Source organism: Rhodoferax bucti, from assembly GCF_005876985.1.
GTDB lineage: Bacteria > Pseudomonadota > Gammaproteobacteria > Burkholderiales > Burkholderiaceae_C > Allorhodoferax > Allorhodoferax bucti.
Genome location: NZ_VAHD01000001.1, coordinates 173,748 through 189,190, shown reverse-complemented (window position 1 = coordinate 189,190; position 15,443 = coordinate 173,748). Strand labels below are relative to the sequence as shown.

Annotated in this window: 13 protein-coding genes and 1 tRNA gene; 5 read left to right on the top strand and 9 right to left on the bottom strand. The window is 64.8% G+C overall.

The window, feature by feature from the left end; all coding sequences use genetic code 11:
- Positions 1–10: 10 nt before the first annotated feature.
- The 3 genes from FDM28_RS00900 to FDM28_RS00890 form a co-directional block, all read right to left on the bottom strand.
- Positions 11–1,588 (bottom strand): FAD-binding domain-containing protein, encoded by a 1,578-nt coding sequence (locus FDM28_RS00900; RefSeq protein WP_138512134.1) that lies wholly within the window; start codon positions 1,586–1,588, stop codon positions 11–13.
- A gap of 139 nt (positions 1,589–1,727) precedes the next feature.
- Positions 1,728–1,804, bottom strand: a tRNA-Met gene (locus tag FDM28_RS00895).
- A gap of 24 nt (positions 1,805–1,828) precedes the next feature.
- A complete protein-coding gene (locus tag FDM28_RS00890; RefSeq protein ID WP_138512132.1) occupies positions 1,829–2,608 on the bottom strand; it encodes an enoyl-CoA hydratase in 780 nt (259 codons plus the stop codon).
- A 54-nt stretch (positions 2,609–2,662) separates the two neighbouring features.
- Here FDM28_RS00890 and FDM28_RS00885 point away from each other — a divergent pair, with 54 nt between their 5' ends.
- Positions 2,663–3,487, top strand: coding sequence for an enoyl-CoA hydratase-related protein (locus FDM28_RS00885; protein ID WP_138512130.1), 825 nt, complete (start codon positions 2,663–2,665; stop codon positions 3,485–3,487).
- A gap of 24 nt (positions 3,488–3,511) precedes the next feature.
- On the opposite strand, the gene FDM28_RS00880 is transcribed toward FDM28_RS00885, so the two are convergent.
- The 3 genes from FDM28_RS00880 to FDM28_RS00870 form a co-directional block, all read right to left on the bottom strand.
- Entirely contained in the window at positions 3,512–5,386 is a 1,875-nt protein-coding gene (locus FDM28_RS00880) for a M61 family metallopeptidase (protein WP_138512128.1), read from the bottom strand.
- A 100-nt stretch (positions 5,387–5,486) separates the two neighbouring features.
- The gene (locus FDM28_RS00875; RefSeq protein WP_138512126.1) at positions 5,487–6,212 is read right to left on the bottom strand and encodes a DsbC family protein; all 726 of its coding nucleotides are present in this window, start codon (positions 6,210–6,212) and stop codon (positions 5,487–5,489) included.
- A gap of 43 nt (positions 6,213–6,255) precedes the next feature.
- On the bottom strand, positions 6,256–7,383 hold the full coding sequence (locus FDM28_RS00870) for an FAD-dependent monooxygenase (protein ID WP_138512124.1): 1,128 nt from the start codon (positions 7,381–7,383) through the stop codon (positions 6,256–6,258).
- Between the two features lie 56 nt (positions 7,384–7,439).
- Between FDM28_RS00870 and FDM28_RS00865 the strand changes: the two genes are divergently transcribed.
- Positions 7,440–8,330 (top strand): MOSC domain-containing protein, encoded by an 891-nt coding sequence (locus tag FDM28_RS00865; RefSeq protein WP_138512122.1) that lies wholly within the window; start codon positions 7,440–7,442, stop codon positions 8,328–8,330.
- On the opposite strand, the gene FDM28_RS00860 is transcribed toward FDM28_RS00865, so the two are convergent.
- Both FDM28_RS00860 and FDM28_RS00855 read right to left on the bottom strand, forming a co-directional pair.
- Positions 8,315–10,048 (bottom strand): sensor domain-containing diguanylate cyclase, encoded by a 1,734-nt coding sequence (locus tag FDM28_RS00860; RefSeq protein ID WP_170211558.1) that lies wholly within the window; start codon positions 10,046–10,048, stop codon positions 8,315–8,317. The two genes, FDM28_RS00865 and FDM28_RS00860, sit on opposite strands and share 16 nt — an antisense overlap.
- 56 nt (positions 10,049–10,104) lie before the next feature.
- Entirely contained in the window at positions 10,105–11,850 is a 1,746-nt protein-coding gene (locus tag FDM28_RS00855) for a sensor domain-containing diguanylate cyclase (RefSeq protein WP_138512118.1), read from the bottom strand.
- A gap of 31 nt (positions 11,851–11,881) precedes the next feature.
- On the opposite strand from FDM28_RS00855, the gene ychF reads away from it, so the two are divergent.
- Genes ychF through mnmH form a run of 3 tightly spaced genes read left to right on the top strand, consistent with a single transcriptional unit; the run spans position 11,882 to position 14,971 of the window.
- Positions 11,882–12,973 carry a redox-regulated ATPase YchF gene (gene ychF / locus FDM28_RS00850; RefSeq protein WP_138512116.1) on the top strand — a complete coding sequence of 364 codons (1,092 nt, stop codon included), beginning with the start codon at positions 11,882–11,884 and terminating at the stop codon, positions 12,971–12,973.
- Positions 12,974–12,994: 21 nt separating this feature from the next.
- On the top strand, positions 12,995–13,891 hold the full coding sequence (locus FDM28_RS00845) for a DMT family transporter (protein WP_138512114.1): 897 nt from the start codon (positions 12,995–12,997) through the stop codon (positions 13,889–13,891).
- A 12-nt stretch (positions 13,892–13,903) separates the two neighbouring features.
- On the top strand, positions 13,904–14,971 hold the full coding sequence (mnmH, locus tag FDM28_RS00840) for a tRNA 2-selenouridine(34) synthase MnmH (RefSeq protein ID WP_206021887.1): 1,068 nt from the start codon (positions 13,904–13,906) through the stop codon (positions 14,969–14,971).
- Here the strand turns inward: mnmH and FDM28_RS00835 are convergent.
- Positions 14,958–15,431 (bottom strand): YqaA family protein, encoded by a 474-nt coding sequence (locus FDM28_RS00835; RefSeq protein ID WP_138512110.1) that lies wholly within the window; start codon positions 15,429–15,431, stop codon positions 14,958–14,960. The genes mnmH and FDM28_RS00835 overlap by 14 nt on opposite strands.
- Positions 15,432–15,443 lie beyond the last annotated feature (12 nt).

Sequence of the window (15,443 nt, the reverse complement as noted above, 5' to 3'; positions counted from 1 at the left end):
GCTGGGGGGCTCAGGCAAACAAATCGCCTTGGGGGGATGGGGCGGCGGCGTCGGGTGGCGCAGAGGCCTTGCGGCTGGCGGCACGCCGTTGGCCGGTTTGCGGCAGCCCGCTTTTGCGCGATCCGTGGCGGGCTTGCACGTCGCCCGCCTCCGCACGGGCTTGCTCGGTCTGGCGCAGGCCGTACATGCGATCTTTGGCTGCTTTCATGGCGGCTTTGTCCTCGACCACCGGGGCCGGGTAGTCATGCCCTATGTGGCAGCCCGCCATGCTCTGCACGCTGATGTCCATCTTCCACGGCTCGGCCAGGTAGGGCAGCGGCACGCGGGCCAGCTCCGGCACCCAGCGGCGGATGAACAGGCCCTCGGGGTCCTGGTCTTGTGCCTGTTTGGTGGGTGAGTACATGCGCAGCGTGTTGATGCCGGTGGTGCCGCTTTGCATCTGCATCTGGCTCCAGTGGATGCCGGGCTCAAAGTCCAAAAACTGCCGGGCCAGAAACAGGCCCGGCTCGCGCCAGTGCAGCCACAGGTGGTAACTGCTAAAGCTCACCAGCATGGCGCGCATGCGAAAGTTGAGCCAGCCGGTGGCCTTGAGCGAGCGCATGCAGGCGTCCACCATGGGGTAGCCGGTGCGGCCCTCGCACCAAGCGGCAAAGTGTGCGTCGTTGAACTCGTCTTCGCGCAGGCCGTCACAGGCGCGGGCGAAGTTGTGGAATTCAATGTCGGGCTCGTCTTCGAGCTTCTGCATGAAATGGCAGTGCCAGCGCAGCCGCCCCGCGAAGCCGCGCAGGCTATAGGCCAACGAGCGGTCCGGGGTGTGGCCGATAGCAACCTCGGTGGCCTGGTGTACGGTGCGCAGGGACAAGGTGCCGAAGGCCAGATGCGGGCTCAGGCGGCTGCAACCGTCTTCCGCGCTCAGGGGGCTGGAGAGGGCTTTGCGGTAGTCGTAGCCACGCTCCTGTACAAAGCTTTTGAGGGTGCGGCGGGCGGCCCGCTCGCCAGCGGCCTGAAGAGTTTTTTGATGCGGCTGCAGGCCCAGTGCGGCCAAGTTCGGCAGGTCGGGTTGCTCCAGCGATGTGGCTGCGGTGAAGTGGCCTTGTAGTAACTCCAAAGGCGCGTCCATGCGCGCCTGCCAGCGCCCCGCCCAACCGCTGCGGCTGCGCAGGCGACGCACCACACCGGTTTGGGTGAACTCTTGCCACACCACGCCTTGCCCCTGGCACCAGCGGCCCAACGCGATGTCTCGCGCATACGACCAGCCCGGCCCGGTTTCTTCGTGGCTCAGCAGGTGGGTGAAACCGAGTTCGGCGTGCAGTTGCGCCAGCACCGCCTGCATGGTGCCCACGCGCACCAGCAGGGGCAGGCCGCGTGCGGCCAGTGCGCTGCGCAGCTCGCTCAGGCAGGCCAGTGCAAAGTCCACATGGCTGCCGTCGCACTCCGGGCTCTGCAGCCATTCGGGCTCGATCACAAACAGCCCCAGTGCGTCGGTGTGCGACAGCGCAGCCACCAGCGGCGCGTGGTCGTGCACGCGCAGATCGCGCTTGAACCAGACCAAGGCGCGGGTGGTGGAGGGTTGGGGGTGAGCCGGCATGGCGCCGACTCTAGCAAGGGGCGCTGATGCCTGCCGGTGGGGAGCTCAAAACCCCGCAAACGCGAGGCGTGGGGGCGACGGAAGGCCGCAGCGCCCAAAGAAAAACCCGCAGCGCTTGCGCGCTGCGGGTTTTCAGGTTTGGTGGTCGTAGGTGGACTTGAACCACCGACATCAGCATTATGAATGCTGCGCTCTAACCAACTGAGCTATACGACCGAAGACGCGCATTATATGCCAGATTTATTGGTGCGTAAAGTTGGCCGCGCGTTTGTTCACAAAAGCGTCCATGCCTTCCTTCTGGTCGGCGGTGGCAAACAAGGCGTGGAACAGGCGGCGCTCAAACACAATGCCGTCGGCCAGCGTGCCTTCAAAGGCACGGTTGACCGACTCTTTGGCCGCCATGGTGGCGACTTGGGAGAAGGCGCAGATTTGCAGCGCGGCGCCCAGCGCTTCTTCCTGCAGCTTGTCCAGCGGCACCACGCGGCTGACCAGCCCGGCGCGCTCTGCCTCGGCGGCGTCCATCATGCGGCCGGTCAGGGCCATGTCCATGGCCTTGGCCTTGCCCACGGCGCGCGGCAGGCGCTGCGTGCCGCCTGCCCCGGGGATGATGCCCAGCTTGATCTCGGGCTGGCCGAACTTGGCGTTGTCAGCGGCAATGATGAAGTCACACATCATGGCCAGCTCGCAGCCGCCGCCCAGGGCGAAACCGCTCACGGCGGCGATTACCGGCTTGCGGATAGTGCGTATGGTTTCCCAGTTGCGGGTGATGAAGTCGCCCTTGTAGGCGTCGGCAAAGCTGAACTTGGCCATGACGGTGATGTCGGCGCCGGCGGCAAAGGCTTTTTCGCTGCCGGTGATCACCATGCAGCCGATGGCGGGGTCTGCGTCAAAGGCCTTGAGCGCGGCGCCCAGCTCATCCATCAACTGGTCATTCAGGGCGTTGAGTTGCTTGGGGCGGTTGAGCGTGATGACGGCGACCTTGTCGCCTTCGATACGGGTGGTGATGCATTCGTAGCTCATGATGAAGGTCTCCGGTTTTTTGATGGTTTGCACTATAGCGAAGAGGGTTTGCACATGACTGACGCCGGCACGACTCCTACCAACTCCTCTGAATCTACCGTCACCTACGCCGAACAGGGCGCAGTGGCTTTGCTGACCTTGAATCGCCCAGCAAGCCTGAACAGCTTCACCCGCCAAATGCATGCTGATTTGTGGAAGGCGCTGGACTGCGCAGAAGCGGATTCCGCCATCCGTGCCGTGGTCATTACCGGTGCAGGTCGTGGCTTTTGTGCGGGCGCAGATTTGACGGAATTCGATTTCGAGCCCGGCCCCAACCTCGTGGAGCGCGCCGATCCCGGCCCCGTGATCGACCAGGCCTTCAACCCCACCACCCGGCGTATTCAGGCTTTGCGCATGCCGGTGATTGCGGCCGTCAATGGCGTGGCTGCGGGGGCAGGGGCTTCACTGGCATTGGCTTGTGATGTGGCGATTGCTGCGCCGGGTGCCAAGTTCATTCAGGCCTTCAGCAAGATCGGCCTGGTGCCTGACGCCGGTAGCAGCTGGTTCATGCCGCAGCGCCTGGGCATGGCCCGCGCACTCGCCTTGGCCATGACGGGCGATGCGCTGCCCGCGGCGCAGGCTAAGGACTGGGGGCTGATCTGGGAGGTGGCTGACGACTGCGTGGCCGCTGCCCTGGAGATGGCGCAGCGCCTGGCCGCCATGCCCACCACGGCGCTGGTGGCCACCCGCAACTTGCTCCGCGATGGGCTCAACCGCAGCCTGAACCAACAGCTGGATGCCGAGCGGGATACGCAGAGTGCCATGGGCCGCACCCATGATTATTTGGAGGGCGTGATGGCCTTCCGCGAGAAGCGCGCTCCCCGCTTTACCGGCGAATAGCTGCCCGGTGGCTGGAGAGCCGGATCAGCCGGCGCTCTCCAGCCACTTGTTGGCCGCCGCCACATCGCGCACCGACAGGCGTACGGCCTGGCTGGCGGCAGGCAGGGTGAGGTGCAGGTTCATCAGCCGCTTGTCGCGCGACACGAGGGCTGTGACTTTCTTGGCCTTGCCGGTGTAGAGCGTCAGGTCGTCCAGGGACTGCATGCGCCAGGGCTCGCCTTCGGTTTGCACGGCCAGCCATTCGTCCCCCGCCGCGAAACCGGCTTTCTCGGCCGCACCGCCGCGCAGCACTTGCTGGATAAACAGCCCGCCGGACTCCTTGACGCGCAGGCCCAGTTGCTGAGCCACCTGGTCCGGCTCGCGGTTCACTTGCACGCCGTGCTGCTCCAGCAGCTCGGCCACCGGCAGGTCCTTGGTGCTGTGCACCCATCGCTCCATGTCTTTGGCAAACGATCGGCCGCCCAGCTCTTGCAGCACGGTCAGCAGGTCGGCTTCGGTCATGGGGCCGCCGGCGCAACGCGTCCAGAGGCCGCGCATCACGGCGTCCAGCGTGGTCTTGCCCTCGGCGCGCAGGGTCAGGTCCAGGCACAGGCCGACCAGCGAACCCTTGGTGTAGTAGCTCACCGTAGCGTTGGCGGTGTTCTCGTCCTGCCGGTAGTACTTCACCCAGGCGTCAAAGCTGCTTTGGGCCACGCTTTGCACCAGGCGGCCGGGCGTCTGGTTGACCTGGTTGATAGTCTTGGAGAGCAGCCTCAGGTAGGCCGCGTTGTCGATGCGCTTGGCGCGGCGCAACAGCAGGTCGTCGTAATAGCTGGTGAAGCCTTCAAAAAACCACAGCAGCTTGGTGTAGTTTTCGCGGGTGTAGTCGTACGTTGCCAGCTCGGCGGGGCGCAGGCGCTTGACGTTCCAGGTGTGGAAGTACTCGTGGCTGATCAGCCCCAGCAGCGTGGTGTAGCCCTCGGGCTGCTTGTGCGTGGTGGGCGCCAGCGTGCTGCGGGGCAGGCGCGGCAGGTCTTTGCGGTTGCAGATCAGCGCGGTGGAGTTTTTGTGCTCCAGCCCGCCGTAGCCGTCGTGCACGGCGGCCAGCATGAAAACGTAGTTTTTGAATGGAATCGGGCTCTGGCGCACGTTCTGCGTGCGCGAGGCGCTCTCTTTTTGATAGCTGTCGAGCTCACTGCCGTGCCAGAAGCGCATTTCGGCCTCGCAGATGGCGCGGGTGTCGGCCAGCAGTTGCTCGCCATCGAAGCTGGGCGGGGCGCCTGCCACCACAAAACGGTGCGGCACGCCAAACACCTCGAAGCTGCCACTCCAGAACGGGCCCATCTCCACCGGGCAGTCCACCAAGGTGTCGTAGTCCGCGGCGCGGTAGAGGCCGAAGCCGGTTTTGTCGACGTGCACCGGCTCCAGCCCGGTGGCGAGTTGCCAGCCGTGGGTGCCCTCTACCGGCAGCACTTCCAGCGTGTGAGGCTGGGCGGCCGCCTCGGGCACTTGCAGGCACAGGCTGGTGCCGTTGAAGAAGCCGCGTTGCGCATCCAGCCAGGCGGTGCGCACCGAGGCGTCGAAGGCGTAGACCTCATAGCTCACGTCCAGCGGCAGTTCGGGGCGGCAGGTGGCTTGCCAGGTCGCCTTGTCGAGTTGTTCGGCGGCGACCCGCTTGCCCCCTTGGCGGCATTCCAGCTTTTGCAGGTGCTTGGCAAATTCACGCAGCAGGTAGCTGCCGGGAATCCAGGCGGGCAGTCGCAGCGTTTGCAGGCTGGCCGGCGACGCCACCGTCAAGGTGATCCGGAACAGGTGGGCGTGCAGATCCGCCACCTCCACCCGGTAGTGCACGGCGGCCTGAGGGGGCGACGCCTTCGCTAGGGATTTTGCGGTTCGTGGGAGCTTGGAAGAGGTTTTCATGCCAAAACACCAGTTTGCGCCCGCCGGATGTGCGCGAGCAGCTATGAATTCAGGAGCGTTTTTTCAGGAGCGTCTGCGAAAGAGCGGATGCCCGGGCGCCTCAGTCCTTGGCGTCTTTCAGGTGCTTTTCGATCTGCTGGGCATCGATGGCGCCGGGCACGCGGTTGCCGTCTTCAAACAGCAGAGTGGGCGTGCCTTGGATGCGGTAGGTTTTGCCGAACTCCACATTGCGCGCCACAGGGGTGGTGTCGCACATGGCGGCCGCCGCGGGGGCGGGCTGGTCGCGCAGCATCCAGTCTTGCCAGGCTTGACCTTTGTCTTTGCTGCACCACAGGGCCTTGGCCTTGTCGGTGGAGTCCGGGCCGAGAATGGGGTAGAGGAACATGTAGACCGTCACGTTGTCAATCTTTTGCAAATCGCGCTCAAAGCGCTTGCAGTAGCCGCAGTTGGGGTCTTCAAACACCGCCAGCTTGCGCGCGCCGTTGCCGCGCACGATGGTGAAAGCGTCCTTGAACGGCAGGGTGCTGAACTTGATGGCGGTGAGCTTGTTGATGCGCTCCTCAGTCAGGTTGCGCAGGCCCTTGGTCTCAAACAGATTGCCTTGGATCAGGTAGTTGCCCTTGGCATCGGTGTAGTAAATCTCGGCGCCGTTGACGCGGATTTCGTACAGGCCCGGCAGTTTGGCGGGGCGCACTTCGTCAATCGACTTGAGCTGCGGTACCCGCACGGCAATGGCTTCGCGGATGGCGGCTTCCTGGGCGGAAGCGCCGGAGCCCAGCAGGGCAAAGGCGAGCCCGAAGGCGGCGAAGAGGCGTGGAGTGGGCATCAGAAAACTTTCGGTAAAAAATGGGGGGCAGGTTGGCGGTGGGTCACAGACCCATGGCCCGGCGGGCCACCCAGCGCTTGACAGGCCGCAGGCTGTCGAAGCCCCGCATGCCCCAGCTGCGGGCGCTTTGCACCAGCGTGTGCGGGTGCGCAAAAAGTTGTTGCAGCGAATCGCCGCTGCCGCCCACCAGTGCGAACTCGGCTTTGCGGGCGCGCTCGTACTGGCGCAGCAGGCGCATGTCGTCCACCTGGCGCCAGTAGCCTCGGCCGTCCAACACCTTCACCAGCTCGGCCACGTCGCCCAAGCCCAGGTTTAGGCCTTGGCCCGCCAAGGGGTGCACGTTGTGGGCCGCATCACCGGCCAGTACCCAGGCACGCAGGGCGCCTGCTATCTGGGCGGTGCCGGCCCAGCGCCGTGCAACCGCATGTTGCAAAGGCCAGCTGGCGCGGGCGCTGCACAGGCGCAAGCTGCCCACGGCCATGCGGGTGGCGGTTTGCAGGGCATCGGTGAATTCCATGTCGGTAGAGGCCAGAAGGGTTTGGGCGCGCTCAGGAGGTACTGACCACACCAGCGCGTGCAAGTTCCCCTGGGGGCCGCCCAGCGGCAGCAAGGCGGTGATTTCGCCCTCGCTGAACCATTGGCGCGCGGTCTGGCCGTGGCGCAGCTCGCTCTCCACCCGGGCGGCAACCGCCCATTGGCCATAGCGGCTGGCGTCAAACTCCACGCCAAACTCTTCACGTGTGGCGCTGGCGCGGCCTTCACACACTACGGTCAGGGTGGCGGCCTGCGGGGTGTCTACCACCGTAATCTGGGGCTGGAACTGTACCGCCTGGGCGAGCAGTTGCTCCAGCACGGGCACGTCCACGATCCAGTTCAGGGCGTCCACGGCCTGTTCCGCGGCATCAAAGTGCACTTGGGCTTGCGCGTCTGCTTCCACGGCCATGTGCAGCACCGGGGTGGCGCTGTCGTCGGTGGGCCAGCAGCGAATGGCTTCCAGCAGGGCGCGGGAGGGCTGGTTGAGTGCATAGGCCCGCACATCGGGCTCGTGGGCGTTGCCGGTGGTGGGGGCTGCCACCAGGGCAACCCGCAAGCGTTTGGCCGCCAGATGCAGGGCCAGCGTACGCCCCACAATACCGGCGCCGCGGATACAAATGTCATAGGTTTGGGCCATGCGGGCATTGTAGGAGGGCTGTGCACAATGCAGCCTCTAGCCACCAGGAAAGCCCCATGCCCGAGAATTTCAGCCCCGATGTCCACGGCCACATTGCCGCCTTGATGATTTACCCGGTCAAGTCCTTGGCCGGCATGGCGGTCCAGCAAGCCCGCTTGCTGGACACCGGCCTGGAGTGGGACCGCCACTGGATGGTGGTGGACGCCGAAGGGCTGTTTCTGACCCAGCGCGACTGCGCGCAGATGGCGCTGGTGCAGCCGCAGTTGACGGCGGAGGCGCTGGTCTTGCAGGCGCCGGGTGCGGAGCCCATGGCGATCGCCCTGCACGCCGAAGGCCCCCTGCGCCGCGTGCAGGTGTGGGATGACACGGTAGACGCCTTGGACATGGGCGACGCCGTGGCCCGCTGGCTGCAACAAGTGCTACAGCAAACCGGTGTGCGCTTGGTGCGCTTTGCCCCCCAGGTGCAGCGCGCCTGCAGCACCCGCTGGACCGAGGGGGCGGCTCACCACACCCAGTTTGCGGATGGATACCCGGTGCTTGTCACCACGGAGTCGGCCATGGAGCCGCTCAATTCCCGCCTGGCCCAAGCCGGGTTGGCGCCTGCCGGCATGAGTCGCTTCCGGCCCAATGTGGTGTTGGGCGGGCTGGAGCCGCATGACGAGGACCATATCGGCACCTTGCAGGTGCAGGGCGTGAATGCTGGTGGGGGCGCGGACGCGCTGGTGCAACTGGCCCTGGTGAAGCCCTGCGCGCGCTGCCCGATTCCCAATATCGATCCGGCCACCGCCCAAAGCCACCCCGGTGTGGGCGATGCCTTGCAAACCTACCGGCAGGACAGCCGCCTGGACGGTGCCATCACTTTTGGCATGAATGCGGTGGTGCAAGCCGGCGCAGGGGCCCTGCTGAGCGTCGGGCAGGCGGTGGCGGGGGCCTACCGGTTCGGTTGAGATTCCAGATCGGGGCGGTCCGACTCCGGTGGCTTGCGTTGCAGGCCTGCCGGCTGGGTGGGGGAGGGCTCCAGAAAGCGGATGGGCCGCCGGGTGCGCGGTGACATGCGGTGCAGCAGGTCAGACAGCTCATGCAGGATGGTGCGCTGGTCGGGCACGATTTCGGTCAGCAGCGCGCAGCTGATGTGAAACTGCAGGGTGACCTCCGGCCGCACGCCGGGCAGCGGTATCAGGCCCGAGGCCACCAGGCGCACCATGCGCTCCGTGAGTGCTTGGCGGTTGGCGACTCCATCCAGAATCAGGCCGAAGTGCGCTGTGTCGATCCGGCCGGCGGGGTCCACATCGCGCAGCACACGGTGCAGCTTGACGGCGGCCCGCAGCAGGCACTGCTCGGCGATGGCGTCGCCATACGATTCCCGCAGGTAGCTGTAGTTCACGATTTCCACCATCACGATGGCGGAGGGCTCCCGGTGCTGGCGCGCCCGTTTGATCGCCAGCTCCACCTGGGCTTCAAACAGCGGGCGGGTCAGCAGGCCGGTGAGGGCATCCTGAGTTTGTACGGCGTTCGCACGCTCCCGGGCCTCGCGCCGCTCGCGCACCCGCAGGTGCAGGGCCTGTTGCAGCAGGGGCACGGCCAGTGCAACGGCGATCACCATCAGGTAGCGCGACGCCCACCAGGCCGGGATGATCTGGAGCATTTGCAGGGCGATGTACACCGCTGCCAGCGCCATGGGGGCGAAGCCCAGTGTCAGCCAGCGGCCGATGGCGTGGCCACGCCGCCAGGTCTGCACGGTCGCAACCAAGAGCAGTAGGGGGCTGATGGTGAGGTACGCGGCGTTGAAGAGGTCTGCAACGCCCCGGTCTATGGCCAAGCCCAACAAGGCTACCGGAATGCCAAAGCCCGCCGCCCCGTAAAGGGTTTGCGAAAGGCGGGGGAAGCCTGCGTCCAGCGAGGTCATTTGCCGCACAAACAGCAAGGTGGCGCTCAGCCCGTAAATCGGCATAGCGAGGTGGGTGTAGTTAGACCAGGCGGGCGAGTGCGGCCAGAGCCAGAGGCCGGACATGCCGGTCATGCAGGTGACCACAATCACCATGAAGGCGGTGTAGAGGGTGTACCAGCCGTCGTCCGCACTGCGGCTTTGTGCGTAGTGGATGGCGCACACGCCCACCAGCATGAGCAGCGTGCCAAAGAGGCCCCCCATCAGCAGATGCTCCAGCTCTCGCTGGCTGTCGCGCCGGTTTTCGGGGACGGCGCGCAAGGGCACCAGGGTGGGCTTGAAGTTGCGCAGCTCCAGATACACCTCTACCGGCTCTTGGGTGGGCAGTTGGAGGTCAAAGTCCGGGTACAAAAAAGGGCGCGACCACGTTGCCACAGCTACGGTGTCGCCGGCCACCTGCCGGCTCCAGCCGCCCTTGCCATCGGGCTGGTACAGGGCGGCGTAGTCCAGATAGGGCAGGGGCAGGTGCAGGGTCCAGGCCATGCCGGTGCTGTCGGGGCCACGCTCAAGTGAGAAGCGCAGCCACACACTGCCCTCGCCCCGCACGGGCAGGCTGCGCTCGGTGCTGGTGGGCGAGAAGCTGGCGCGGTCGCGCTGCAAGATGTCGTCCAGGGTGCTGTGTCCGGTGGTGTCCACCAGGTAGTGCAGCGTGCCTTCCAGCCGGTGCTGCTCGTTGCGCTCCAGCAGTTCAAAAACGGGTTCTGCGTGTGCCCACGGCATGCTGAGCAGTGCCAGGCAGACAAGGGCTCGGAGCCAGCGGCAAAGGTGCATGGCGGTCACAGCGCTTGCATGGGCGCGGCCTGGGTGGGCACGGGCTCCAGGAACCGGATGGGCCGGCGGGTGCGCGGCGAAATGCTGGCCAGTACCCCCGCCAACTCGCCCAGCACCTTGGTGGGCTCTACCGGGTTGTGGTGCAGCATGACGCAGGCGGCTTGGAACTGTAGCGTCACCTCCGGCTGCAAACCTTGCAGCGGAATCAGGCCCGATGCCACCAGTTTGACCAAGCGCTCGGTCAGGGCCTGCCGGCTGTCCACGCCTTCGAGCAGCATGGCAAAGCGTGCGCTGTCCACCCGGGCCGCCGGGTCCACATCCCGCAGGATGCGGTGCAGCTTGATCACCGCGCGCAGCAGGCATTGCTCGGCCACCGGGTCGCCCATGCTGGCGCGGATGTGCTCGTGGTTAACCACATTCACCAGCACCAGCGCCACAGGCTCCCGGCTGCTGATGGCGCGGTGGTAGGCGTCTTCCAGATGGGTTTGAAAGGCGTTGGGCGTGAGCAGCCCGGTGAGAGCATCCTGGGTGGGCAGGTGGTCTGCCCGCAGCGCAATTTCTTTGCGGTCATGGGTGGCGCGGCCCAAGGCGTAGACCAGGGCGGGCACCGATGCCGCCACGGCCAGGGTCATCAGGTAGCGCAGCTGCCAGAAGGTGGGCAGGTAGCCCCCGGCCTCCAGCGTCATCCACAGCAGCAGTGTGAGCTGCGGGGCGTAGGTCCAGACCAGCCAGGCTCCGATGGGGGAGCCGGCGCGCCAGTTCAGCAGGGTGGCTACCAGGCCGGTGGCCGTGCCGGCCAGCAGCACCGCACCGGCAATCGTGTCGGCGGTGGCGCGGTCCACCAGCACATAGCTGAGCACCGAACCCAGGGCTCCCAAGCCCATGGCGCCCAGCACCTTGTCGTAGCGCGGGAAGTGGCTGGCCAGCGCATACAAATGCCGCATGTAAATCAGGGCCATGCCCACCGCCAGCACCGGCAGCACGCTGTTGGCATAGTCGGCCCACGCTGGGGATTCGCCCCAGACCAGGGCATTCAACACACCGTTGAATTGCGCCAGCGACACGCCCACCAGCAGGCTGTACACCGCAGCCCCGAGGTCCGAGATATTGCGAAAGTCGGCATAACGCATCAGCGAGAGCACCACCAGGGTCAGCAGTAACCCGAGGACGACGCCTGACACCGTGCCCTCCAGCAGGCGCTCGCTCTCCCGGGAGCTGGTGGTGGCAATGCGCAGGGGCAGTGGAAGTGGTTTGAAATTGCGGACTTGTAAGTACACATCCTGCGGTTGCCCTGCGGGCAGCCACAAATCGAACTCCGGGTACGGGCCCCGCACGGCCCAGCTGCTTTGGGGGTGGGTGTCTCCCGCGCGCTGGCTGTGCCATTGGCCTTCGCGCTGTTGGTAGAGCGTGACGCTATCTAAATAGGGCTGGGGAATGTTCAGCGTCCAGCGGTCGGTGTTGCCGCTGGCGCGCACGATACGGATTTTGAGCCAGAGGGTGTTGTCCGCATCCAGGCCGAAGGCCTTGGACCCCGGTGCACTGTTGAACGAGGTGGCGTGGGCGGTGTCGATGGTGGCGCTGCGGCCTTTTTCCAGCCATTGCAGCACCGGGCCGTGCAGCTCCTGCGAGCGGGTACCGTCACCGAGCGTGCGGGTTTCCGGAGAGACCGGCCAGGTGCTTGCCGCAAGGACTGCGGCCGTGCCCATCCACAGTGCCAATACCAGCAACAGGCGGGAGAGCAGGTATGGCATACACTTGGCACCCAGTTTTTAGAGGTTTGTTATGAGTTTGAAGTGTGGCATTGTAGGCCTGCCCAACGTGGGCAAAAGTACCCTTTTTAACGCCTTGACCAAGGCGGGCATTGCTGCAGAAAACTACCCGTTTTGCACCATCGAGCCCAATGTGGGCGTGGTGGAAGTGCCGGACCCGCGCCTGCAACAGTTGGCCGAGATCATCACCCCCGAGCGCATTGTTCCGGCCATCGTGGAGTTTGTGGACATTGCTGGTTTGGTGGCGGGCGCGAGCACTGGCGAAGGCCTGGGCAACAAGTTTTTGGCCCACATCCGCGAAACCGACGCCACCATCAATGTGGTGCGTTGCTTTGAAGACGACAACGTGATTCACGTGGCCGGCAAGGTCGACCCGATTGCTGATATCGAAGTGATCCAGACCGAGCTGTGCCTGGCCGACTTGGGCGCGGTGGACAAAGCCCTGCACCGCGTGACCAAGCTGGCGCGCTCGGGCGACAAGGAATCCATCAAGCTGGTGGCCATTCTGGAGAAATGCCAGGCGGCCCTCAACGAAGCCAAGCCGGTGCGTACGCTGGACTTCAGCAAGGAAGAGCTGCCGCTGTTGAAGCAGTTTTTCCTGATTACCGCCAAGCCCGCCATGTTTGTGGCCAACGTGTCGGAAGACGGGTTTGAAAACAACCCGTTGTTGGATCGCTTGACTGCTTTTGCCAAAGCCCAAGGTGCACCCGTGGTGGCTATTTGCGCCAAGATGGAAGCCGAGCTCTCGGAGATGGATGATGCAGACCGCCTGGAGTTCTTGAAGGAACTGGGCCAGAGCGAGCCGGGCTTGAACCGCCTGATCCGCTCCGCGTACAGCCTGCTGGGCTTGCAAACCTACTTCACCGCCGGTGTGAAAGAAGTGCGCGCCTGGACCATCCATGTGGGCGACACCGGCCCCCAGGCTGCGGGCGTGATCCACACCGATTTTGAGAAGGGCTACATCCGCGCCCAAACCATTGCGTTTGATGACTTCATCGCCCACAAGGGTGAGCAAGGCGCCAAGGATGCCGGCAAGATGCGCGCCGAAGGCAAGGAATACGTTGTCAAGGATGGCGACGTGATGAACTTCTTGTTCAGCTCTTAAGCTGTACGCCCTGGGCACCGTGTGACGCTGTCCTACGACTGGTTGGCCCTGGGAGCAGCGGCCTGCTGGGCCCTCACCGGGCTGATTTCTGCTCCGCAAGCGCGCCATTTGGGCGCGTTTGCATTTACGCGGTGGCGCATGGGGCTGGTCTTCGTCATGCTAGCGCCGGTGGTGCTGATCAACGGAGCTTGGCACAGCATTTCCGTGGCGCAAGCCGGGGTGTTGATGGTCAGCGGACTTATCGGCATTTTTGTCGGCGACACCGCACTCTTCGCCTCCATGAATCGCTTGGGCCCCCGCCGTACCGGGGTGCTGTTTGCCACCCACGCTTTGTTCAGTGCCTTGCTGGGCTTTTGGGTGCTGGATGAGCGCATGGGTGCGCAGGCCCTGGTGGGCGGCACCTTGGTGGTGGGCGGCGTGATGACCGCGATTGCGCTCGGTAGCCGCAAAGACGAATCGCATGCCCTAGAGCAAGTCCGCGGGCATGTGCCTTTTGGGGTGGCGATGGGCTTGCTGGCGGCGCTGTGCCAGGCCGCTGGCTCCTTGATTGCCAAGCCCGTCATGGCGTCGGGCGTAGACCCAGTGGCAGGCACCGTAATACGGGTAGGTGTTACCTGTGCGGCGCATCTGGTGCTACTGTGGGCTGGTGCCGGTGTTGCCCGTACCCAAGGGGCTTTGAGTGTGCCGGTGCTAGGCAAAGTGGCTTTGAGCGGCATGATCGGCATGGGGCTGGGCATGAGCCTGATTTTGTTGGCGTTGCAGCATGGCAATGTCGGCTTGGTGGGCATTCTGTCGTCGGTATCTCCGGTGCTGGTGTTGCCCCTGCTGTGGTGGCGCCTCGGGCGTGCGCCTGCCCAAGGTGCGTGGTGGGGTGCCGGCCTGACGGTCGTGGGCACGATGCTGGTACTGATCCGTTAAAGGAGTTTTTACGTGACCTCTGTGAACCACACCTTCGCTGATATTTCGCAGCTCGCGTCCTTTGATGCGGTGATCGATGCTCGCTCGCCAGGGGAGTTCGCGTTGGACCATATTCCCGGGGCCATCAACTGCCCGGTGCTTAACGATGAAGAGCGCATTCGGGTGGGCACGCTGTACAAGCAGGTGTCGCCGTTTGAGGCGCGCAAGGTGGGGGCAGTGCTGGTGGCGCGCAATGTAGCCAACCATATCGACACCCTGTTTGCGGCCCACCCCAAAAATTGGCGGCCGCTGGTGTACTGCTGGCGCGGGGGGCAGCGTAGCGGTGCCTTCACCCACATCCTGAACGAGGTGGGGTGGACCGCGCGGCGCCTGAGCGGGGGCTACAAATCCTGGCGCGGGCATGTGCTGACGGAGCTGGAGACGGTGCCCCGGCAATTCCGTTTCCAGGTGCTGGCAGGCCCCACCGGCTCCGGCAAAACCAAGGTGCTGGAAGCGCTGGAGGCGCAGGGCCAGCAAGTGCTGAACCTTGAGGCGCTTGCTGCCCACAAAGGCTCGGTGCTGGGGGGGCTGCCGGACCAGGTGCAGCCCTCGCAAAAAATGTTTGAAACGCAGATCCTGCACACCCTCTCCGGCTTCGACCAAAGCCGTCCGGTGTATGTGGAGGCCGAGAGCAAGCGCATTGGTTTGCTGCGCCTGCCCGACGCGGTGTACCAAGGTATTCAGCAAGGGCAGTGGCTGGGGCTGCATGTGCCGGTGGCTGCACGCGTGCGCTTTTTGCTGCAGGACTACGCTTATTTTGTGCACAGCCCGGTGCTGGTGGAGCAGCTGGAGCGCTTGGGCGCGACCTGCGGCAAAGCGCAGGTCGAGGAGTGGAAAAATCTGATCGCCACCGGGCGCTACGAAGTCTTGGTGGAAGACCTGCTGGTCAAGCACTACGACCGTTATTACGACCGATCTATGCAGCAGCTTAAGACCGCGGAGGCGCAAGGCCTGGCCTTGGGCACGGACGATGTGAGCGATGCGGGCTTTATGGAATTGGCGCAGCGCATTGCACAGCGCGTCGCGATCACCACAGCTTGAGCAGCCCGGTGAGCGCTGCCGTCATGGTGATGTAGCGCAGCAACTTGCCCACAGCCATGTAGGCCACACAGGGCCAGAAGGGCAGCTTGAGCCAGCCGGCCACGGCACACAAGGGGTCGCCCACCACCGGCAACCAGGCCAAGACACAGGCTTTGGGCCCCAAACGGCGCAACCAATCGAGCGCGCGCACATGGCTGGCCGAGTGGCCATAACGGTTGGCAATGTGGCTGGCGGCGTGGCCCATCCACCAGGTTACTGCGCCACCCAAGGTGTTGCCCACGGTGGCTACCGCAATCACGGGCCAAAACAAGTCCGGTTGTAAATGCACCAACCCGAATACGACCGGCTCTGACCCCATGGGCAGCAAGGTGGCCGAGAGAAATGACACGGCAAACACCGTGCCCAGGCTGTATTCGGGCAGCGCGAGCAGTTGCAGTAGGTGGGGTATCCAAGCGTCCATGGTGCAGCCAGT